Source organism: Microbacterium sp. (assembly GCF_044340635.1).
Classification (GTDB): domain Bacteria; phylum Actinomycetota; class Actinomycetes; order Actinomycetales; family Microbacteriaceae; genus Microbacterium.
The window spans coordinates 264,035-283,387 of the sequence record NZ_JBIITF010000001.1 but is presented as its reverse complement, the minus strand read 5'-3'; the positions used below and the strand labels follow the sequence as shown (position 1 = coordinate 283,387).

General features: G+C 69.5%; 16 protein-coding genes and 1 pseudogene. 9 read left to right on the top strand and 8 right to left on the bottom strand.

What is annotated here, in order from left to right; genetic code table 11:
- Window positions 1–98: 98 nt before the first annotated feature.
- Window positions 99–716, bottom strand: a complete 618-nt coding sequence (locus ACIQ0W_RS01345; protein ID WP_396641086.1) for an LON peptidase substrate-binding domain-containing protein — start codon at window positions 714–716, stop codon at window positions 99–101.
- A 97-nt stretch (window positions 717–813) separates the two neighbouring features.
- Window positions 814–1,407, bottom strand: coding sequence for a hypothetical protein (locus ACIQ0W_RS01340; protein ID WP_396641085.1), 594 nt, complete (start codon window positions 1,405–1,407; stop codon window positions 814–816).
- Window positions 1,408–1,656: 249 nt separating this feature from the next.
- Here ACIQ0W_RS01340 and ACIQ0W_RS01335 point away from each other — a divergent pair, with 249 nt between their 5' ends.
- The 5 genes from ACIQ0W_RS01335 (at window position 1,657) to ACIQ0W_RS01315 (ending at window position 8,627) form a co-directional block, all read left to right on the top strand.
- On the top strand, window positions 1,657–2,805 hold the full coding sequence (locus ACIQ0W_RS01335) for a glycosyltransferase (RefSeq protein ID WP_304688798.1): 1,149 nt from the start codon (window positions 1,657–1,659) through the stop codon (window positions 2,803–2,805).
- A 9-nt stretch (window positions 2,806–2,814) separates the two neighbouring features.
- Window positions 2,815–4,041 carry a glycosyltransferase family 4 protein gene (locus ACIQ0W_RS01330; RefSeq protein WP_304688786.1) on the top strand — a complete coding sequence of 409 codons (1,227 nt, stop codon included), beginning with the start codon at window positions 2,815–2,817 and terminating at the stop codon, window positions 4,039–4,041.
- A 236-nt stretch (window positions 4,042–4,277) separates the two neighbouring features.
- Window positions 4,278–5,270, top strand: coding sequence for a GlxA family transcriptional regulator (locus ACIQ0W_RS01325; protein ID WP_304688784.1), 993 nt, complete (start codon window positions 4,278–4,280; stop codon window positions 5,268–5,270).
- A 145-nt stretch (window positions 5,271–5,415) separates the two neighbouring features.
- Entirely contained in the window at window positions 5,416–7,626 is a 2,211-nt protein-coding gene (locus ACIQ0W_RS01320) for an ATP-dependent Clp protease ATP-binding subunit (protein WP_304688782.1), read from the top strand.
- 158 nt (window positions 7,627–7,784) lie between these two features.
- A complete protein-coding gene (locus ACIQ0W_RS01315) occupies window positions 7,785–8,627 on the top strand; it encodes a UbiA family prenyltransferase (protein ID WP_304688780.1) in 843 nt (280 codons plus the stop codon).
- A 15-nt stretch (window positions 8,628–8,642) separates the two neighbouring features.
- Here ACIQ0W_RS01315 and ACIQ0W_RS01310 read toward each other — a convergent pair whose 3' ends face one another.
- The 3 genes from ACIQ0W_RS01310 to ACIQ0W_RS01300 are packed head-to-tail and all read right to left on the bottom strand — an operon-like array spanning window position 8,643 to window position 11,675.
- On the bottom strand, window positions 8,643–9,809 hold the full coding sequence (locus ACIQ0W_RS01310; protein WP_304688778.1) for an NAD(P)/FAD-dependent oxidoreductase: 1,167 nt from the start codon (window positions 9,807–9,809) through the stop codon (window positions 8,643–8,645).
- Window positions 9,810–9,819: 10 nt separating this feature from the next.
- On the bottom strand, window positions 9,820–10,524 hold the full coding sequence (locus tag ACIQ0W_RS01305; RefSeq protein WP_304688776.1) for a methyltransferase domain-containing protein: 705 nt from the start codon (window positions 10,522–10,524) through the stop codon (window positions 9,820–9,822).
- Window positions 10,521–11,675: a type III polyketide synthase gene (locus tag ACIQ0W_RS01300; RefSeq protein ID WP_304688774.1), complete on the bottom strand. Its 1,155-nt coding sequence runs from the start codon at window positions 11,673–11,675 to the stop codon at window positions 10,521–10,523. The genes ACIQ0W_RS01305 and ACIQ0W_RS01300 overlap by 4 nt, the downstream gene beginning before the upstream one ends.
- A 91-nt stretch (window positions 11,676–11,766) precedes the next feature.
- Here ACIQ0W_RS01300 and rraA point away from each other — a divergent pair, with 91 nt between their 5' ends.
- A complete protein-coding gene (gene rraA / locus ACIQ0W_RS01295; protein WP_304688772.1) occupies window positions 11,767–12,234 on the top strand; it encodes a ribonuclease E activity regulator RraA in 468 nt (155 codons plus the stop codon).
- A gap of 85 nt (window positions 12,235–12,319) precedes the next feature.
- Window positions 12,320–12,700 (top strand): VOC family protein, encoded by a 381-nt coding sequence (locus tag ACIQ0W_RS01290; RefSeq protein WP_304688770.1) that lies wholly within the window; start codon window positions 12,320–12,322, stop codon window positions 12,698–12,700.
- A gap of 35 nt (window positions 12,701–12,735) precedes the next feature.
- On the opposite strand, the gene ACIQ0W_RS01285 is transcribed toward ACIQ0W_RS01290, so the two are convergent.
- On the bottom strand, window positions 12,736–14,103 hold the full coding sequence (locus ACIQ0W_RS01285) for a glucose-6-phosphate dehydrogenase (protein ID WP_304688768.1): 1,368 nt from the start codon (window positions 14,101–14,103) through the stop codon (window positions 12,736–12,738).
- A 56-nt stretch (window positions 14,104–14,159) separates the two neighbouring features.
- Here ACIQ0W_RS01285 and ACIQ0W_RS01280 point away from each other — a divergent pair.
- A pseudogene (locus tag ACIQ0W_RS01280) lies at window positions 14,160–15,970 on the top strand (glycoside hydrolase family 15 protein).
- Between the two features lie 31 nt (window positions 15,971–16,001).
- On the top strand, window positions 16,002–17,177 hold the full coding sequence (locus tag ACIQ0W_RS01275) for a GAF domain-containing sensor histidine kinase (RefSeq protein WP_304688766.1): 1,176 nt from the start codon (window positions 16,002–16,004) through the stop codon (window positions 17,175–17,177).
- Window positions 17,178–17,310: 133 nt separating this feature from the next.
- On the opposite strand, the gene ACIQ0W_RS01270 is transcribed toward ACIQ0W_RS01275, so the two are convergent.
- Together ACIQ0W_RS01270 and ACIQ0W_RS01265 are read right to left on the bottom strand one after the other, a co-directional pair.
- The gene (locus ACIQ0W_RS01270) at window positions 17,311–18,423 is read right to left on the bottom strand and encodes an ABC transporter permease (RefSeq protein ID WP_396641084.1); all 1,113 of its coding nucleotides are present in this window, start codon (window positions 18,421–18,423) and stop codon (window positions 17,311–17,313) included.
- Entirely contained in the window at window positions 18,420–19,304 is an 885-nt protein-coding gene (locus ACIQ0W_RS01265) for an ABC transporter ATP-binding protein (RefSeq protein ID WP_396641083.1), read from the bottom strand. The genes ACIQ0W_RS01270 and ACIQ0W_RS01265 overlap by 4 nt, the downstream gene beginning before the upstream one ends.
- Window positions 19,305–19,353 lie beyond the last annotated feature (49 nt).

The window sequence follows — 19,353 nt, the reverse complement described above, 5'->3', positions numbered from 1 at the left end:
TTGCACGAGGGCGGCGGGGGTCCAGCGGGGTCCGTCTGAAGAATCGGCAGCGCTCATGAGCCCATCATGCCGTCAGGGAGCGTGCGGTCGGCGGATCCTCAATCGTCGAGTTCGAGCGGCGACGCGGTCATGCGGATCAGTTCCTCTGCCTCAGCACAGACCTCCTCGATCCGGTCGAACAGCTGGGTCAGCGACGTCGATCCGAGCAGCGCGTACCGGTCGATCGTCTGGATCGGGGCCATCCCCGCAAGCTGCCAGGCCGCGGTCACGGGATCGTCGGCTAGCTCCTCATCGAGGGACCAGGGCACATCGATGTATTCGGAGGCCGTCGCGAGCAGTCTCCGGACGCAGCGCTCGGTCTGCGCGCGTCTCTCGGCGAGGTCCGGCGTCCACTCCAGCGCGGGCAGATCCCGCACCTCCGCCAGCGGGTACGTGTCATGATCCAGCCAGCGGACGACCTCGATTCGGCGGCCGCCGCCGGCGACGGCCATCGTCGAACCCTCCAACGCGTAGTACGCCCGCACGTGCGCGACCGTCCCGATGGGGAAGCGCTGGTCGCCCCCGCCGACCTCGGTTCCGCGCTCGATGAGCACCACGCCGAACTCCGCGTCCCCGGTCATGATGTCGGCGAACATCGCCAGATAGCGTGGCTCGAAGATGCGCAGGGGAAGCGGCATGCCCGGCATGAGCACCGACTCGAGTGGAAACATCGGCATGATCGCCATGTTCTCAGGGTGCCATCGGTTCGAGGGGGTGGGGCCGGCTCCGCCTCGATTCGCCCGAAGAAGAACGCCGGCGCCGGACCGCGCGGGATCAGGCGGGATCGATCCGGAGCGTCTGCGCGCCCTCGCCGACTGTCATGTCGTCGACGAGTCGGATGCTTCGAGCCACCTCGTCGATCGCGGGCAGCACCGTTCCGAACCGCGTGCGGTCGCTGCACACGGCGTTGACTGTCACGAAGTGGGTCCCGGTGTCCCACGTGTACGTCGCGAACGGCGGGGTGCGCTCGTCGGGGGGAAGGTCCATCACCAGGCGCTCGCCGATACCCAGGTAGGTGCCTCGGAACGATTCGGTGTCGTCGTACTCCATCGGCATCATGGCGCGGGCCGTGCGCAATTGCGCCGTCGCCTCCTGCACCTGCGCCAGCATGACGATGAGTTCGGGATCGGACTTCCACACCCAGACGAGCACACGGCCTTCGGCGCGGCGTATCAAGAGGGGAGCGGCCTGGCTCATGGCCCACGCGGCGAAGCCGGAGGACGGGCGCTCCACGGCACCCATGGCCCGGTTCGCCTGCGACAACAGCATTCCGATCGCGGCCTTGCGGTGGCGTCGCCCCCGCCAGCCGAGGGATCCCGTCACCGCCACCCAGCGGTTCGGATCGGCATCGGCCTGCAGTCTCGCCATGCCACCCACAGTAGGGCGGATGCCTGGGCATCCGCACGATCTTCGGCCCGGCGCGTGGCCCGGGCGCTCAGAGGGCGCTCGGGTAGAGTGGGCCGCGCGCAGCACCCGACCGTGCGACCCCGTTCCGCCGCACAGATTGGCACCCAGCATCCCGTGAGCTCCCCCGAGACCCACGGCGTCCCTCGCGAGTCAGCCTCAGCGGCGCCCGCCGGGGATGCGAACGCTACCGCACGCCCGCTGACGATCGTGATGGGCTGCGACACCTTCTTCCCCGACGTCAACGGGGCGGCCCGGTTCAGCGAGCGGCTCGCCGCGGGTCTCGTGCAGCGCGGTCACGACGTGCACGTGGTGGCGCCGAATCAGGCGTATCGCCGCAAGGCTCCCGGAATCGAGATCATCGAGGGTGAGCCGATGACGGTGCATCGTCTGCCCTCGGTGCGTTGGCCCCCGCACGACTGGCTGCGTTTCGTCTGGCCGTGGCGTACCAAGCACTACGCCCGGCAGGTGCTCGACGCCGTGAAGCCGGACGTCGTCCACATCCAGTCCCACATCGTGATCGGGCGGGGACTGACGCGCGAAGCGGTCAAGCGGGGCATCCCGGTCGTCGCGACGAACCACGTCATGCCCGAGAACATCCTCGACCACACGACCCTGCCGGCGTGGATGGATGCTCTGCTGGTGAAGTGGGCCTGGGCGGACGCCAATCGCACGTTCCAGATGACGTCCGCGGTGACGACGCCCACTCGCAACGCGGCCAACTTCCTCGAGGCCGCGATCGACATCACGGGAGTCGTGCCGATCAGTTGCGGCATCGCCGCGTCGAACTATCGGCCCGACCTCACGCCGCGCGACCGCAACCGGGTGCTGTTCGTCGGCAGGTTGACGCGTGAGAAGCAGATCGACCTGTTACTCGAGGCGATCGTCACCCTCGATCCCACGCTCGATGTGCAGGTCGATATCGTCGGCGGCGGCGACCAGCGCAAGCACCTCGAGCAGCTCGCCGAACGGCTCGGACTCGCCGAACGTGTGACGTTCCACGGTCGCGTCGAAGAAGAGGATCTGCGGACGCTGTACTCCCGCGCGAGTGTCTTCGCGATGCCCTCGGTTGCCGAGCTGCAGTCGATCGCCACGATGGAGGCCATGGCCTCGGGTCTGCCCGTCGTCGCGGCTGACGCGATGGCGCTGCCGCACCTCGTGCACGACGGGGAGAATGGGTACCTCTTCGACCCGACCTCGTCCGCCGACCTGGCCGCGAAGCTCACGACGGTGCTGACGGCCGCGCCCGAGGAGCGGCGCCGGATGCAGGAGGCCTCGCTCGAGGGCGTGCGCATCCACGACATCGACCGGACACTGCGCACGTTCGAGGCGCTGTACCGGGGCCAGCCGGTCGAGGACTGAGGCGACCCGGTGAGCGTTGCAGCACGCCGCGTGGCGTTGGTGTGCGACTACTCGCTCGATTACCTCGGCGGTGCGCAGAGCGCGTTCCTGGATGAGGCACGCCTCTTGCGCGACCGCGGTCACGAGGTCGTCGTCGTCGCCCCTGCCTCGCGTCGTGCGCGCGGGGGAGCCCTGCGCCGCTGGCAGGACGAGGGCGGCGACGTGATCGCCGTGCGTGCCCTGGTGACGCTGCCGGGGGTGCAGCTCCCGGTGATCCGCAACACGCAGCGCCTGCGCGACCGGTTGGCGGATGAATTCGCGGAACGCGCCATCGACGTCGTGCACGTCCACTCCGAGTTCGGGCTCTCGGCCGCCGCCGTCTCGGTTGCGCGGGCCCGGAGCATCCGCACTGTTCAGACCGTGCACACGTTCTTCTGGCGCGCGGATATGCCCCAGGGGCTGGGGCGGCCCGTGGGCGTCGCCGTCGGCGTCTTCGGGCGCTGGTTGCGCGGATTTCCCACGACGCGTGTGGAGCTCGCGCCGGCGCCCGTCGATTCCGCGTTGCGCAACCTGACCCTGTCACTCGCCCTGCGGGTGGACGTCGTGGTCTCTCCCTCCGCACATCAGGGCGAGCGGCTTCACGCCGCGGGGGTTCGGACCGTGCGGGTCGTGCCGAACGCCGTTGCGCCCGGACCCGCGGGCGAGCCGCTGACCGAGGCCGGCCCGCCACTGCGCATCCTCTGGGTCGGCCGCCTCGTTCCCGAGAAGCGTCTGATCGAGTGGATCGATGCCGTCGTTCAGACCGCCGCTGTGGTGAATCGCGGCAGCTTCGAGGTCGAGATCGTGGGCGAGGGACCGCTGCGCGCCGTTGCGGAGCAGCGCTCCGGCCGCGCCCCCGTGCGATTCCTCGGGCGTCTGCCGCGGGAGGGGGTGCAGGAGAGGATGCGCGCCGCTCATCTCATCGCCCTCACATCGTTCGGCTTCGACAATCAGCCGGTCACGATCGTGGAGGCGCTCGAGGCCCGTCGCGGGATCTTCTATGTCGACCCCGCGCTCACCGAGGGCACGGAGCTCTCGGGCATCCGGGCATCCGGTCCCGATGTCCGGGCCATGTCGCAGCTCCTGGTATCCCTCGTGCGCGATCCCCGGCCGGTGATCGAGGCATCCGCTCGCGCCGGCGAAGCGGCACGCGAGTTCGATCCCGTCTTGCACGTGGCGCGCATCACCGACGCGTACGCGGCGCAGACAACCTGCTGAGCGCTCCGCCGTCGCGGCCGGGGTCAGGGGACCCGCTCACTGCGAGTCGGTGCGGCGCGGTAGCCGTCGCGGTGGACGGCGCGGATCGTCCCGGCGATGCCGAGGGTGGACAGGGCGGCGAAAAGGAGGAGGATGGTCATGGCAGAAAAGCTACGGATGTCGCCATCCCGCCTCCAGTGGCAGAATGGACGTGTATCGTACGAATCCTGCCACTCGGTTCCGTGAGGGGAGATCCCATGAAGACAGTCGCCGTGATCGTCCAGGACGGATTCGCTCCGTTCGAATTCGGTGTCGCCTGCGAGGCGTTCGGTCTCGACCGCTCGGACGATGGCGTGCCGAACTTCGATTTCCGCGTCGTCACGCCCGATCCGGGCGCCGTCGCGTCCAGCATCGGCTTCTCGATCAACGTCGATGCGGACCTGCCGTTCGCGTACGAGGCCGATCTCGTCGTGGTGTGCCCGATACCCCGCGAGACGTGGGGCGCGGTCGACCCGCGGGTCCTCGACGTCGTCCGTCACGCGGCGGAGCGCGGATCCTGGCTCCTGAGCGTGTGCAGCGGCTCCTTCGTCCTGGCCGCAGCCGGCGTGCTCGACGGCGGGCGCGCGACGACCCACTGGCGCTACGCCGCGACGATGGCATCGATGTACCCGGGGATCGACGTCGATCCCGACGTGCTCTACGTCCAGGATCGCCGCATCATCACGAGCGCCGGCACGGCGGCGGGACTGGATGCCTGCCTGCACCTCCTACGCACGGAGTTGGGCGCCGAGGCGGCCAACATCATCGCCCGACGCATGGTCGTGCCGCCCCAGCGCGACGGGGGACAAGCCCAGTTCATCGCGAGGCCGCTTCCCGAGGCGGCGTCCCTGTCGCTGTCGCCCGTGACCGACTGGATGCTCGAGAACCTGCGGCAGGATCTGTCGGTCGAGGACCTCGCGGCGCGCGCGCACATGTCGCCCCGGACGTTCGCTCGGCGATTCAAGGCCGATCTCGGCACGACACCCGCGGCATGGCTTGCGCGGCAGAGGATCATCCACGCGCAGCGCCTGCTCGAGAAGACCGACCTGGGGCTCGACCGCATCGCCTACGAATGCGGCTTCGGTTCGGCCGCGGTCCTGCGACAGAACTTCGCGCGGGTGCTCGGCACCACCCCCACCGCCTACCGCGCGACGTTCTGCTGCGCGGTCGAGGACGTGCGAGAGCCCGAGCTTGCCGGCTCCGCCGCCTGACCCACTCTCGCGCCCATAACCCACTCTCGCGGGGGAGAACGGGCACCCTTGAGCGGGGGAGAGGGGCATTGTTGTGGGGCGTGGGCTCTGATAAACTTGAGTCCATAAGGCTCAAGTTTCAGAGCCACAGGATTTAGGAGACAACATGAACGCCACACAACAGCCCGGGCAGGAGGAGCAGCAGAGCCCCCTCGAACAGTTCGGGATCAACCTCACCGACCGTGCCCGCCAGGGCAAGCTCGACCCCGTCATCGGGCGAGACGCCGAGATCCGGCGGGTCAGCCAGGTGCTCACGCGCCGCACCAAGAACAACCCCGTCCTGATCGGGGAGCCCGGCGTCGGCAAGACCGCCGTGGTCGAGGGCCTCGCTCAGCGCATCGTTGCGGGCGACGTCGCCGACTCGCTCCGCGACAAAGAGCTCGTCAGTCTCGACATTTCGGCCCTCGTCGCCGGCGCGATGTATCGCGGTCAGTTCGAGGAGCGGCTGAAGAGCGTCCTGAAAGAGATCACCGAGTCGGATGGTCGCATCATCACGTTCATCGACGAACTGCACGTGCTCATGGGCGCGGGCGGGGGAGAGGGCTCGGTCGCCGCATCCAACATGCTCAAGCCGATGCTCGCGCGCGGGGAGCTGCGCATGATCGGCGCGACCACCCTCAACGAGTACCGCGAGTTCATCGAGAAGGATGCCGCCCTCGAGCGTCGCTTCCAGCAGGTCTACGTCGGCGAGCCGACGGTCGAAGACACGATCGCGATCCTGCGCGGACTCAAGGAGCGCTACGAGGCGCACCACAAGGTCGCGATCGCGGATGCGGCGCTCGTCGCCGCCGCGAGCCTGTCGAACCGGTACATCCCGAGCAGGCAGTTGCCGGACAAGGCGATCGACCTGATCGACGAGGCCGCCTCGCGCCTGCGCATGGAGATCGATTCGGCGCCGCTCGAGATCGATGAGCTGCGCCGGCACGTCGATCGACTGAAGCTCGAAGAGATGGCGCTGAAGAAGGAGAAGGACGAGGCATCCAAAGAGCGTCTCGGCAAGCTCCGCACCGATCTGGCCTCGCAGCAGGAGCGCCTCGGCGAGCTGCAGGGGCGGTGGGAGCGCGAGCGCGCGACTCTCAACCGCGTCGGCGACCTGAAGACGCGCCTCGACGCCGCGCGCGTCGAGGCCGAGCGTGCTCAGCGCGAGGGCAACCTCGAGCGCGCGTCGCGGCTGCTGTACGCCGACATCCCCGCGCTCGAGCGCGAGGTCATGGAGGCGGAGCGTGCCGAGTCGACCGAGGAGCGCATGGTGGGCGACCAGGTGACCGACGAAGACATCGCCGCGGTCATCGCCGCATGGACGGGCATCCCGGTCGGGCGCCTGCTGCAGGGCGAGACCGAGAAGCTTCTGCACCTCGAGTCCGAGCTCGGCAAGCGGCTGATCGGGCAGAAGGATGCGGTCAAGGCCGTGTCCGACGCGGTTCGCCGTTCGCGCGCGGGCATCAGTGACCCGAATCGGCCGACGGGATCCTTCCTGTTTCTCGGCCCGACCGGTGTGGGCAAGACCGAGCTCGCGAAGGCGCTCGCCGCGTTCCTCTTCGACGACGAGCACGCCATGGTGCGCATCGACATGTCGGAGTACGGCGAGAAGCACTCCGTTTCCCGCTTGGTCGGTGCCCCTCCGGGCTACATCGGCTACGAGCAGGGCGGCCAGCTGACCGAGGCCGTTCGTCGGCGCCCCTACAGCGTCGTGCTGCTCGATGAGGTCGAGAAGGCGCATCCGGAGGTCTTCGACGTGCTGCTGCAGGTCATGGACGACGGTCGGTTGACGGATGGCCAGGGTCGCACGGTCGACTTTAAGAACGTGATCCTCATCCTGACGTCGAACCTCGGCTCGCCGATTCTGATCGACCCCACGCTGTCGATCGAGCAGAAGCGCGAGGCCGTGCAGGGACTCGTGCGTCAGGCGTTCAAGCCCGAGTTCATCAACCGGCTCGACGACATCGTGATCTTCCAGGCGCTCACCCAGGACGACCTGGCGCAAATCGTCGAGCTCTCGGTCGATGCGCTTCAGCGGCGCCTGCGGGATCGTCGGCTCACGCTCGCGGTCACTCCGGACGCCCGCGCCTGGCTCGCCGAGCGGGGGTACGACCCGGCTTTCGGTGCCCGGCCGCTGCGCCGGCTCATCCAGTCCGAGATCCAGGACAGCCTCGCCATGGCGATCCTCGCGGGTGGCGTGCACGACGGCGACACGGTGCGAGTGGATGTCGCGGCCGACGGTTCGGCGTTGGTGCTGACGAGCGCGGGCCCGACGGCATCCGCGACGCCCGGCGCACCCGATGACGACGTCGTCGAGGCCGAACTCCTCGACGACTAGCCCGTCCCGCTCGCCGCGGACGCCGGCTCCGGACGCCGACTCCGGATGCCGAGACACCCCTGGCGCGACCACACACCCCGCGTCGGGGGTGGTTTCGTCGCGCCAGGGGTGTTTCGCCGCGCTGGGAGAGGTCCGCGCCGCCGGATAGGGTTGCGGGCATGCGCGCCGCCCTCGCCCTCTGGCGCTCGACCCACCCGGGTCCGACGCTCGTCGTCACCGCCCTCTCGCTCGGGTTGGGCATCGCGGCGGGCCTGGATGCCTGGCGGGTCGTCGTTCTCGTGGTCGCGGTGTTCTGCGGCCAGCTCTCGATCGGCCTCTCGAACGACGCGATCGACAGCGACCGCGACCGCCAGGTCGGCCGGACCGACAAGCCGATCGCCCACGGGGATGTCTCGCTCCGCGCGGCTTGGATCGCAGCGCTCGCGACACTGGTCGTTGCGCTCGCACTGACCGGATGGCTGGGGTGGGAGGCGGCCGTGGCGCACGGCATCCTGCTGGCATCGGCGTGGGCCTACAACGCCGGGCTGAAGTCCACCGCGGTCTCAATCGTGCCGTTCCTCGTGAGCTTCGGCCTGTTCCCCTCCGTCGCGACGCTGTCCGCTGCCGAACCCGCGCTCGCCGCGTGGTGGGCGAGTCTGGCCGGCGCGGTGCTCGGTGCGGCGGTGCACCTGACGAACGTGTTGCCCGATCTGGACGATGATCGCGAGACCGGTGTGCGCGGCTTTCCGCATCGCATCGGTGCACGGTGGTCCGCCGTCCTCGCGGCCGGAGGCATCCTCGCCGGCGCCGTCGCGGTCGTGTGGGGGTCGGCCGGGGGCGACCTCGACAAAGTCAGCGTCCTGTCGTGGGTGTTCTCCGCGATGGTGCTCCTCGCCGCGATCGCGACCGTCGTGCTCGCCGTGATCCGCGCTCCGGGACGCGTCCTGTTCCGACTCGTCATGGGTGCGGCCCTGCTCCTGGCGTTGCAGCTCGTGCTGTCGGGCGGCACGCTCGCGGCGTAGGGAGCGACGACCCCGTCAGCGCGCGTCCGTGTCGCGGCCCATCGTGTACAGGTGCGCGAAGAGCGTGCCCGGCCGACCGGCAAGCGCGGTGCGCAGCGTGGCTCGGACGAGGGGTGCGCGACGCGAAGACAGCGGACGCCCGAGGGTGGTGTTCAGTGCGGCGAGGTGCCCGGCGCGCCGAGCCGAGACCAGCCGGCGACGCTCCCACGCGCGCAGCTCATCCTCCGGCGCCCGGCCCGTCTGCACCCAGCGGGCGAGGAGGGGAGCCAGCGTCGCCGCGTCGATCAGGCCGAGATTCATGCCCTGCCCGCCGATCGGACTCACCTCGTGCGCCGCGTCGCCGATCGCGAACACCCGATCGGCGCGCATCGCGGGGATCAGGGCCCGACGCACCCCGAAAGCCGTGGCCGCCGTGATTGCATCCGCGCCGTGATCCGTGCGCATCCGCCGGGCGACGATGCCACGCAATCGATCGGCGGCCGCAACCCCGTCCTCGGCTCCGCCCGGCGGCACCCACGCGACGTAGCGCCGCATCCGGCCCGGCAGCGGAAACGACTCCAGCACCCCGTCGGTCTCGAGTCGCACGACGGCCGCGCTGCCGTCGGTGCTCGTGTCCCGAGCATCCGTCATCAGGTAGCGGTCGGGGTACTCCCGCACCCGCACCGCCGTGGTCAGGGGGCTGATCGCCCGCCCGCGCCATCCGGTGGCGATGACAACGAGGCCCACACGCTCGGCGGCGGGCCCTTCGGGTCCCTCCGACTCGACGGTCACCGCACCATCCGCATTCCCGGGGCGCACCGCCTGGACGGTGACTCCGCGGCGGATGTCGGGCGCGCCCCACCGTGCGGACGTCGCCAAGAGCGCGGCCTCTGTCGCGTGCTGGGGGAGTGTCGCGACGTACGGATGCCTCGACCGCAGTCGATCGAATCGCACCGTGCCGAGCAACCGCCCCGCCGAAAGTGCGACTCCCGACCGCACCAGGTGTGCGTCCGCCAGGAGTCGGTCGGTCGCGCCCGACGCTTCGAGGGCCGACAGCGCGGGCGCGTGCAGCCCGACGGCGCGCGTGCCCGGCGACGCGGCTATGCGCGATTCGACGACGGATGCCTCGGCCCCGAGCCGCGCCAGTTCGGCCGCGAGCAGCATTCCCACGGGGCCCGCGCCGACGATGAGGACGTCCGTCACACCAAGGTCCTCACGCGCCGGCCCGATGCACCGCGAGCAGGCGGAAAGGCGCGGGCTGCTCCACTCGCCACCCGGCGGGAACGAGGGCGGACAACTCGTCCGGTGTCCAGCTGCGGCGAATCGAGCGAAGCCCGTCCGTGCGCAGAAAAGAGCCCGGTGCGAGGGGCGTGATTCCGACGGCGTACGCGGCATAGGCGAGGCTCGACCGCGCGATGTCGGAGTGCACGGCGAGCCGCGTCGCGAGCCGAGCGGAATCGTCGAGCACCGTCCGTAGTTCCGTGTGCGTCAGATGATGCAGCACATGGCTCGACAGCACGACGTCGAAGCGCTCGCCGGTGGCGGCAAGGTCCGTGCTGTCGATCCGCCGGTATTCAATGCCACGTATCGGGCGCGCTGCCCGGGCGACGGCAATGCTGCGCTCGTCCGGATCGATGCCGACCGCCGATACATCGAACCCGTCGGCTCGCGCGCGCCCGACGAGATCGCGGATCACGTCGCCTCCGCCGCACCCGATGTCGAGCAGCCGAACGGGACCGCCGCCCGACATGAGCGCGGGGCGGATCCGGGTGCGATAGACCGTGCCCCACGCGGCGACCAGGCGATTGACGATCGCGAACCGCTCGAGGGTCGCCCGCAGGCGCTCGGGATCGCAGGCGGGGTCGTCCATGAGCTCGCGAAGATCGTCGTCGCGGCGTGCGAGTCCCGCGGGCGTCATCCCGCGGCAACCGGTTCGGGGTGCCGCGCGGCGAGCTCCTCGGGTAGAGCCGCGGCGGGCACCCGGGCGGTGATCAGGGCGGATTCGACGGTGAGGCCGGGGCCGAAGGCGACTCCCACGGCACGCGCGCCGTCGTTCAGCGTCGGGTCTTCGAGCATCCTCGCCAGGATGAACAACACGGTCGCGGACGACATGTTGCCGTAGCGGCGCAGCACATCGCGAGACGAGTCAAGGGCATCGCCCGGCAGCTCGAGGGCGGCTTCGAATCGATCCAGGATGCTGCGGCCACCGGGATGCACCAGCCACCGGTCGATGTGGCCCGCGCGGGCGAGCACCGGCGCCAGGGCCTCGCGCACCTCGCGGCCGACGATCCGGGGTACCTCGGCGGTCAGCGTCATCTCGAAGCCGTGGTCGCCGATGATCCACCGCATGTCGTCTTCGCCGTCTTCGGTCAACGCCGTCGCGAAGCCCCCCAGCTCGAGCGATGGGGCATCCGTCCGCGCCTGGCCTGTCACGACCGCCGCGGCCGCGCCGTCCGCAAACACGGCCGAGGCGACGATCTGCTCGGGGTCCGACGACGCCCGCAGGTGGATGCTGCAGATCTCGCCGCACACGACGAGCACCACGGCGGTCGGCTCGCCGGCGCAGATGCGGGCTGCCTGCCGGAGCGCCGGGAAGGCGGCCGCGCACCCCACAAAACCGAGGTGGTCGCGCTCGACCGTCGTGGGCAGGCCCAGGTCTCGGACCAGGCGATAATCCGGGCCCGGTGCATAGAAGCCCGTGCACGAGGCGGTCACGACGTGGGTGACAGCGGATGCCTCGACCCCGGCGCGGGCGAGGGCGTCGCGCGCCGCCTCGGCGAACAGCGGAGGGGCCTCGCGTCGGTACACGTCGTTTCGGAGCCCCGTTGCTGGCGAGAGAACTTCTTTGCTCTCCGCGACGATGAAGGACGATGCATCCGCCGATCCCTCACCCAACTCGTCGAGCACCGTGTGGCGCGTGTCGATCGCCGACTGGTCGAACGCGGCGCCGATCAAACGAGCGGTCAATCTGTCGACCTGCGGCTGGGCGAGGAACAGATCTCGCACAGCGGATTGCGTGAGGACGGTTGTCGGGACGGCAGTGCCGATGCCGAGGATGTGGGCGGGCATGTCTCAGAGTAACCAGGCCAGCCCACCCGGCGGGCCGGGTTGACAGGCATCGGTCGCTACGCTGAGGTGCACGCCACGACGATGGAGGATCATGCCCACCCTCACCGCCGACCTCTACGACGAGCGGGGCGACTCGCTCGACTCGCTCTGTGTTCAGTTTCAGGATGTCGGGGGTGTCGCGGAATTCGACGGCCCGGTCCGCACCGTCCGCTGTCATCGCGACAACGCGCTGGTGAAGGCCACTCTGCAGACGCCCGGCGCGGGTGCCGTTCTCGTGATCGACGGCGGCGGATCGCTCGAGTCGGCGCTCGTCGGTGATCAGATCGCCGCGTCAGCCGTGCGCAACGGCTGGGCGGGCATCATCGTTTTCGGCGCGATCCGCGACCGTGCGGCCATCGGCGAGATGGCCCTCGGGGTGAAGGCGCTGGGCTCCAACCCGCGCAAAAGCGCGAAAGACGGCGCCGGCGAGGTCGATGTTCCCGTGCAGATCGCGGGCGTGACGTTTACGCCCGGCGCGCACGTGTGGGCCGATTGCGACGGGGTGCTCGTCGAGCGCTGAGCGGCCGTCAACGGCGGGGCTAGACATCCGCTCGTTTCGGGAGCACGCTGGTGCCCGGATAACCGCATCGGCGAGGGGATGTCACATGTTCAGTGGTGAGCGGGCGTTCAGTGGATTCTCGGTCGACGACATCGATTCGGCGCGGGAGTTCTACGGCGAGATCCTCGGCCTCGACGTCGAGGACGATCCGATGGGCTTCCTCAATCTGCGCCTGCCCACGGGCGCTCACATCCTGATCTACGGCAAGCAGGGGCATCAGCCCGCGTCGTTCACGATCCTGAACTTTCCCGTGGATGACGTGGAGGCCGCGGTCGACGACCTCAACGCGCGCGGTGTGGTCACCAAGATCTACACCGACCCGGATTACGGCACCGACGCGAAGGGCATCTCGCGCGGGCAGGGGCCCGATATCGCGTGGTTCCGCGACCCGGCCGGCAACGTGCTGTCGGTGCTGAAGGTCGACTGACGGGGCGGAGCGAGCCGGGCTGCCCGTGCTGACGCTCAGTCCAGGCTGGCCCAGGACTCGGGGCCGGTCGACCCGGCCGCGTATTCGTCCAGGGGCACAGTGCCGTCACGCCAAGCGTCGATCGCGGGCTGCACGATGCGCCAGCACTGCTCGGCGGCATCACCGCGCACCGACAGGGTCGCGTCGCCATCGAGAATGCCCGAGAGCACCTCGCCATAGGCCTTCAGCGCGCCCTCGCCGAGCTCGGCGGTGAGCGTCGTCTTCTCGAGCCGGAACGGATCGTCGGCTCCGTTGACGTTGAGTTCCAGGGACATCCGATCGGGACCCAGCGTGAATCGCAAGACGGATCCGGGCGCCTCCCCGGAGAACCCCGCCGGCAGGTGCCGGACGGGCCGGAACCGCAGGATGATCTCGGCATCGCGCGCCGCGAGCGCTTTGCCCGAGCGGAGGGTGAAGGGCACGCCCTGCCAGCGCGCGTTGCGCACCTCGCACGTCAGCTCGGCGAGAGTCTCGGTGTGCCGCGCGGGGTCCACGCCGTCTTCGTCGACATACGACGGAACGGCCCGGTCACCGATCGTCCCCGCCGTGTAAATGGCGCGGCGAGACGCCTGCCGCGGGTCGTCCGCCCACAGCGACGTCGCGCGCAGGGCGGCGCCCGTCGCGTCGCGCAGGTCGACCTCGTTCAGGGTCGCGGGCGGTTCCATCGCGACGAAGGCGAGCACCTGAAGGAGGTGGCTCTGGATCATGTCGGTGAGGGCTCCGGCGCGATCGTAGTAGCCCGCGCGCCCCTCCAGGGCGAGGGACTCGTCGTACCGGATGACGACCGATTCGACGTTCTCGGCCGACCACACGGGCTCGAGCACCCGGTTTGCGAATCGCGTGCCCAGCAGGTTGAGCACGGTGGACCGGCCGAGGAAGTGGTCGACGCGGAACACCTGGCTCTCGGGAACGAGGTCCGTGAGGACGTCGTTGAGGGCGTGCGCGCTCGCCTCATCGACGCCGAATGGCTTCTCCAGGGCAAGGATCGTCCCCTCCGGGAGCGGGACGTCGCGGAGGGCCTGGCATGCTCGCGCCGCGACCGCCGGAGGAACGGCGAAGTAGAGGGCGAGGCGCCCCGGTGTGCCCGTCACCAGTTTCTGGAGATCGTCGCTGCGGGTGATGTCGGCCTGCTGGTAGCTCGTCGACGTGACGACATCGTTCGCCGCGTCGGACCCACTGGCGGCGAACGATGCGCGTACGACATCACGCCAGTGGTCGTCGCTCCAGTCCTCCATGCCGGCCCCGCGCAGGTGCACGCGCCGCCAGTTCTCGCGGGTCAGCAGCTGGCCGAGAGCGGGGAGCAGCAGGCGCGAGGTGAGGTCGCCCGAGGCGCCCAGGATCAGGAGCGTTGTCTCGACCGTCATGCGCCCCACCCTAGCCGCCGACGACTCTCCCAGATCGGGCTGACACAATCAGGACGATGACGACACCCATCGCCGATTACGCCATGCTCAGTGACACCCGAACCGCTGCGCTCGTATCGCGGGAGGGCAGCATCGACTGGCTGTGCGTGCCCCGCTACGACTCCCCATCGATCTTCGGCGCCCTTCTCGGTGACGACCAGCACGGATGCTGGAGCCTGCGTCCGCTCGACATGAGCGCTACCGCAACCCGGCGCTACGACGGCGATACCTTCGTGCTCATCACCCGCTGGGAGAGCGCGGACGCCGTGGCAGAGGTGTGGGACTTCATGCCCCAGGAGTCCACCGGGATATCCCTCGTGCGCCGGATCGTCGGGGTGAGCGGCTCGATGGAGTTCGCCCAATCGATCACGCTGCGATTCGACTACGCGCGGGCCGTACCCTGGGTGCGGCAGGCGGGCGACGACGACAGCCCCGCCCTGCTGGCCGTCGCGGGCCCCGACGCCGTCATTATTCGCGGTGCACGTGTGCGGCCGACGGGGCGCAGCCACCGCGGAACGGTCTCGGTGCACGAGGGCGAGCACGTCGACCTGACGCTGTCGTGGTTCGCCTCGTACGAGGCGCAGCCGGAAGCACTGGATGTCGACCGCGAACTGGCCGAGACGACGCGGTGGTGGACGCAGTGGGCGTCTCGCATCGAGCACGACGGGCCTCACCACGACGAGGTCGTACGGTCACTCCTGGTGCTGCGTGCGCTCAGCCACCGCGACACGGGCGGCATCGTCGCCGCGGCCACGACATCCCCCCCCCGAGGACTTCGGCGGGTCGCGCAACTGGGACTACCGCTACGTCTGGCTGCGCGATGCCGCGCTGACGCTCGAGGCGCTCATCGGACACGGCTTTCTGGGCGTCGTCGAGCGGTGGCGGGCGTGGCTGGTGCGTGCGATCGCCGGTGACCCCGCAGAGTTGCAGATCATGTACGGCCTGGGTGGCGAACGCGACCTGCACGAACGCGAACTCGACAGCCTGCCGGGCTATGGCGGCGCGGCACCGGTTCGGATCGGGAATGGCGCGGCGCACCAGTTTCAGGCGGATGTCATCGGCGAAGTCATGGTGGCGCTCGACGCCGCTCGACGCCGCTCGACGGGCCGGTCTGCCCGAGTCCGCCGAGTCGTGGCCGCTGCAGCGGACGCTCCTCACCTACGTCGAAGAGAACATCGATCGACTCGACAACGGGATCTGGGAGATTCGAGCGCAACCGCGGATGTTCACCCACTCGCGCGTGATGATGTGGGCGGCGTTCGATCGAGGCGTCCGTGCCGTGCGATCTGCGGGGCTCGATGGACCGGCGGAGCACTGGGAGCATCTGCGGGACCGCATGCGTCAGGAGATCGAGGAGCAGGGGGTCGATCCCGATGGCGGTTTCTTCGTCCAGCACTACGGCACCGCAGAGGTGGATGCCTCGCTCCTGCTGTTGCCGCAGGTGGGATTCTGCGCTGCCGACGACCCCCGGATGCTCGCCACCGTCGCCGAGATGGAACGCACCCTCCTGCAGGATGGGTTCCTGTTGCGGTATCGGACGGAGAGCGGCGTCGACGGGCTCGAGGGCGACGAGCATCCGTTCCTGGCGTGCTCGTTCTGGTTGGTGCAGCAGTACGCCGCCTCCGGTCGCGGCGCGGACGCCGCCGATCTGATGGATCGCCTGTGCGCCCTCGCGAACGATGTCGGGCTGTTGGCGGAGGAGTACGACGTCGGGGGACAGCGCCACGCGGGCAATACCCCGCAGGCGCTGTCGCATCTCGCGTTGGTCGGCGCCGCGGACGCGCTAGCCGGTCACTACGGACGATCCGAAGAGCGCGAGTTATTCTGATCTGACCGGTCGTTCGAACGGAAGGGCTGGCATGGCTTCACCACAGGAGTTGACGCGCCGCGCCGCGATCGCGGGATATGCCGTGATCGGCGAGCCGCCCGAGCCCGACCTCGAAGGCCTCGTTCAGGTCGCCGCGACGCTGTGTGGTGTTCCGACGGCGGTCGTGAACATCATCGACGACCGGTACCAGCATCAGGTCGCGACGGTCGGTGTCGCGGCGGCGATGTGTTCGCGCGACGACTCGATGTGCGCGATCGTCTTCGAGAACCCGGGGCACGTGGTGGTGCACGACGCTCGCGCCGATCCTCGCTTCGTCGCGAACCCGTTCGTCACCGGGCAACTCGCAAACGTGCGCTTTTACGCCTCGAGCCCGCTCGTGACGCCCTCTGGCGTGCCGATCGGCACCCTGTGCGTGTTCGACGACGTGGTCGGCGAGATCTCCCCCGCGGCCAGTAAGGCCCTGGAGTTGCTCGCGCATCAGGTGGTCGAGGTGCTCGAGCTGCGACGCGCCGCGCGCCTGCTCAGCCGGACGAACGCCGAGCTCTCGCACTTCGCCGGGCAGGTCAGTCATGACCTGCGCAACCCGCTCAACGCAGTCTCGGGCTTCATCGAGGTTGCCGCCGACGATCCCGAACTCGCCCATGCGCCGAATGCCGTCCGCGCTCTCGCTCGTGCCGAGTCCGCCGTCGCCCGCATGGACGCGATGATCCGCGAGCTGCTCGACTACGCCAAGACCGGGGGAGCGATCGCGAGCCGCCCCGACGTCGATCTGGAGGGCATCGTCCGGGCGGTGGTCGACGATCTCGATGCGGACCTGCGCTCGGCACGGGCGCGAATCGTCTGCGACGCGCCCGTTCTGGTGCGGGGTGACGAGCTGCTCCTCCGCGCGCTGCTGCAGAACCTCATCGCGAACGCCGTGAAGTTCACGGCAGCGGCGGGCCGCGAACCCTTCATCGAGGTGCAGGCTCTGCGGGTCCAGGCGGGATGGCGCGTCACGGTGGACGACAACGGGCCCGGGGTGGCCGTCGAGGATCGTGAGCGGGTGTTTGTCGCGATGGAACGCGGAGACCGCTCCACGCCGGGCATCGGCCTGGGTCTGGCGACGTGCCGCAGGATCGTCGAGGCCCACGGCGGGTTGATCGGCATCGACGAGTCGCACCTCGGTGGGGCCAGTGTGTGGTTCCTCCTGCCCGACGCGGAGGAATGACCGCCGCCGCCCCGGAGCGCCGCTCGGCCCACCCGGGCTGTGGATCACGCAGAAGCGCCTGTTCGCAGCATCCGCTCCGTTTATCGAAGCAGCGGATGCCGCGAACAGGCGCCGTCGCGCGTGTGGCGGTGCGTCAGCCGGCGAGAGCCTCCCGGAGCTTCACTCGCGCACCCATCCGCAGGAGCGAGTTCTCGTAGATCTTCGCTCCGATGAAGATGGCCGCGATGCAGGTTGCCATCAGGATCGCGAGCGACAGCAGCGGCTCCCACCACTGTGCGTCGCCGAGGAAGAGTCGCAGCGGCATGCCGACGGGGGCGGAGAACGGCACGTACGACATGATGCCGACCACGAGCGGGTTGTCGTTGAAGAAGATGACCAGGAAGTACGGCGCCATGATCAGCATCGTGAGGGGCGTCGTCGTCGATCCGATGTCTTCCTGACGCGAGACCATCGCGGCCGCGGCGGCGAACAGCGACGCGAGCAGGATGAAGCCGAAGAAGAAGAACACCGCGAACCACGCGATGGGACCGCCGAGCCCCTGCAGCAGGGCTGTCTGATCGGTCACCGTCAGACCGATGACCGCTATCGCCGCGAGTCCCAGGATCTGGGCCATGGCGAGGATCGTATTGCCGATCACCTTGCCGGCGAGCAGCGCCCGGGTGGGGACGGCGGAGATCAGGATCTCGACCACGCGGGTCTGCTTCTCTTCGACGACGCTCTGCGCGATCGTTCCCCCGAACAACGACGCCGCGAGGAGGAAGACGGCCCCGAATCCGATCGCGACGAGGTAGCGCAGCGCGCCGCCGGTCTCGTCCGGATCGAGCAGCTCGACGGTGGGGGTCTGCGCCAGCAACAACAACAGAGTGGTCGGCGCCGACGACTCCGCGATCAGCGTGATGCCGACGGGGGACGAGGAGTCGCCGACGATCGCTGCGTCCACCTCTCCGTCGCGGACGAGCGTCTCAGCGGCCGCACGGTCGGGCGCGTCGGTGATGTCGAGCCCCTCGACGCCCTGCACCTGTGACGAGGCGTCGGGGGTGACGGCGACGGGGATCCCCGAGGTGTCGCGTGCGGTGAAGCCGCCCCAGATCACGCCGGCGAGGGCGATCAGGAACAGGATCGCGGTCGAGATGACGAACGCCTTCGAGCGCAGCTTCGATCCGATCTCGCGCTCGGCGACGAGGTAGACGCTCTGCGCCGTCGAGGGCACCGGACGGCTGGCGGGGGATGTCGTGGGAGTGCTCACTGGATGACCTCCTTGAAGATCTGGGCGAGGGTCGGATGCTGGGGCGCGAAGCTCGTCACATCCCCGCGTTCCACGGCGCGGCGCAGAACGACCTGCGCGGTGTCTTCGGTGTCGGTGTCGAACAGGGCGTAGCCCCCGTCGAATTCGAGCACGGTGACTCCGGGGACATCTCGCACCCACCCGGCGTCGGAAGCCGAGACGAGCTCGAAGCGCTGAGCGGAGTGCTGAGCGCGGAGTGAATCGCGGCTTCCCGCGGCCCGGATCGTGCCGTTCGCGATGATGACGAGGTCGTCGCAGAGCCGCTCGACGACATCGAGCTGGTGGGACGAGAACAGCACCGCCGTGCCCTGGGCGGCGCGTGCCTGCAGCACGCCGGCGACGACGTCGACGGCGAGGGGGTCGAGGCCCGAAAACGGCTCGTCCAGGATCAGCACCTCGGGGTCGTGCACCAGCGCCGCGGCGATCTGCGCCCGCTGCTGGTTTCCGAGGGAGAGCGTCTCGACATTGTCGCCGAGGCGTTCGCCGAGTCCCAGCTGTTCGAGCAGGCTCTGCGCGCGAGCCGTGGCGTCCGCCTTCGAATAACCGTGCAGGCGGGCCAGGTAGACGATGTGCTCGAGCACCTTCATCTTCGGGTACAGGCCGCGCTCCTCGGGCATGTAGCCGAACCGGCGTCGGTCGGACGACGACACGGCCGCGCCGTCGATGTCGACCTGTCCGCCGTCCTTGCCGAGGACGCCCAGGATGATGCGCATGGTCGTCGTCTTGCCCGCGCCGTTGCCGCCGACGAATCCCGTCAGGCGGCCCGGGAGGACATCGAACGCGACATCGTCGAGCACCCGACGTCCCCCGTAGCTCTTGGTGATACCGGTCAGTCGTAGCATCCGTCGTCCTTTCCGTGGGTGTGATTCCACGCTACGGAGCACGCGGCCG

What these genes read in the sequence shown, in the direction of transcription:
- ACIQ0W_RS01345 (WP_396641086.1), bottom strand. Translation starts at nt 716, where the DNA reads ATGCCGATGTTTCCACTCGAGTCGGTGCTCATGCCGGGCATGCCGCTT.
- ACIQ0W_RS01340 (WP_396641085.1), bottom strand. Translation starts at nt 1,407, where the DNA reads ATGGCGAGACTGCAGGCCGATGCCGATCCGAACCGCTGGGTGGCGGTG.
- ACIQ0W_RS01335 (WP_304688798.1), top strand. Translation starts at nt 1,657, where the DNA reads ATGGGCTGCGACACCTTCTTCCCCGACGTCAACGGGGCGGCCCGGTTC.
- ACIQ0W_RS01325 (WP_304688784.1), top strand. Translation starts at nt 4,278, where the DNA reads ATGAAGACAGTCGCCGTGATCGTCCAGGACGGATTCGCTCCGTTCGAA.
- ACIQ0W_RS01320 (WP_304688782.1), top strand. Translation starts at nt 5,416, where the DNA reads ATGAACGCCACACAACAGCCCGGGCAGGAGGAGCAGCAGAGCCCCCTC.
- ACIQ0W_RS01315 (WP_304688780.1), top strand. Translation starts at nt 7,785, where the DNA reads ATGCGCGCCGCCCTCGCCCTCTGGCGCTCGACCCACCCGGGTCCGACG.
- ACIQ0W_RS01305 (WP_304688776.1), bottom strand. Translation starts at nt 10,524, where the DNA reads ATGACGCCCGCGGGACTCGCACGCCGCGACGACGATCTTCGCGAGCTC.
- ACIQ0W_RS01300 (WP_304688774.1), bottom strand. Translation starts at nt 11,675, where the DNA reads ATGCCCGCCCACATCCTCGGCATCGGCACTGCCGTCCCGACAACCGTC.
- rraA (WP_304688772.1), top strand. Translation starts at nt 11,767, where the DNA reads ATGCCCACCCTCACCGCCGACCTCTACGACGAGCGGGGCGACTCGCTC.
- ACIQ0W_RS01290 (WP_304688770.1), top strand. Translation starts at nt 12,320, where the DNA reads ATGTTCAGTGGTGAGCGGGCGTTCAGTGGATTCTCGGTCGACGACATC.
- ACIQ0W_RS01285 (WP_304688768.1), bottom strand. Translation starts at nt 14,103, where the DNA reads ATGACGGTCGAGACAACGCTCCTGATCCTGGGCGCCTCGGGCGACCTC.
- ACIQ0W_RS01275 (WP_304688766.1), top strand. Translation starts at nt 16,002, where the DNA reads ATGGCTTCACCACAGGAGTTGACGCGCCGCGCCGCGATCGCGGGATAT.
- ACIQ0W_RS01265 (WP_396641083.1), bottom strand. Translation starts at nt 19,304, where the DNA reads ATGCTACGACTGACCGGTATCACCAAGAGCTACGGGGGACGTCGGGTG.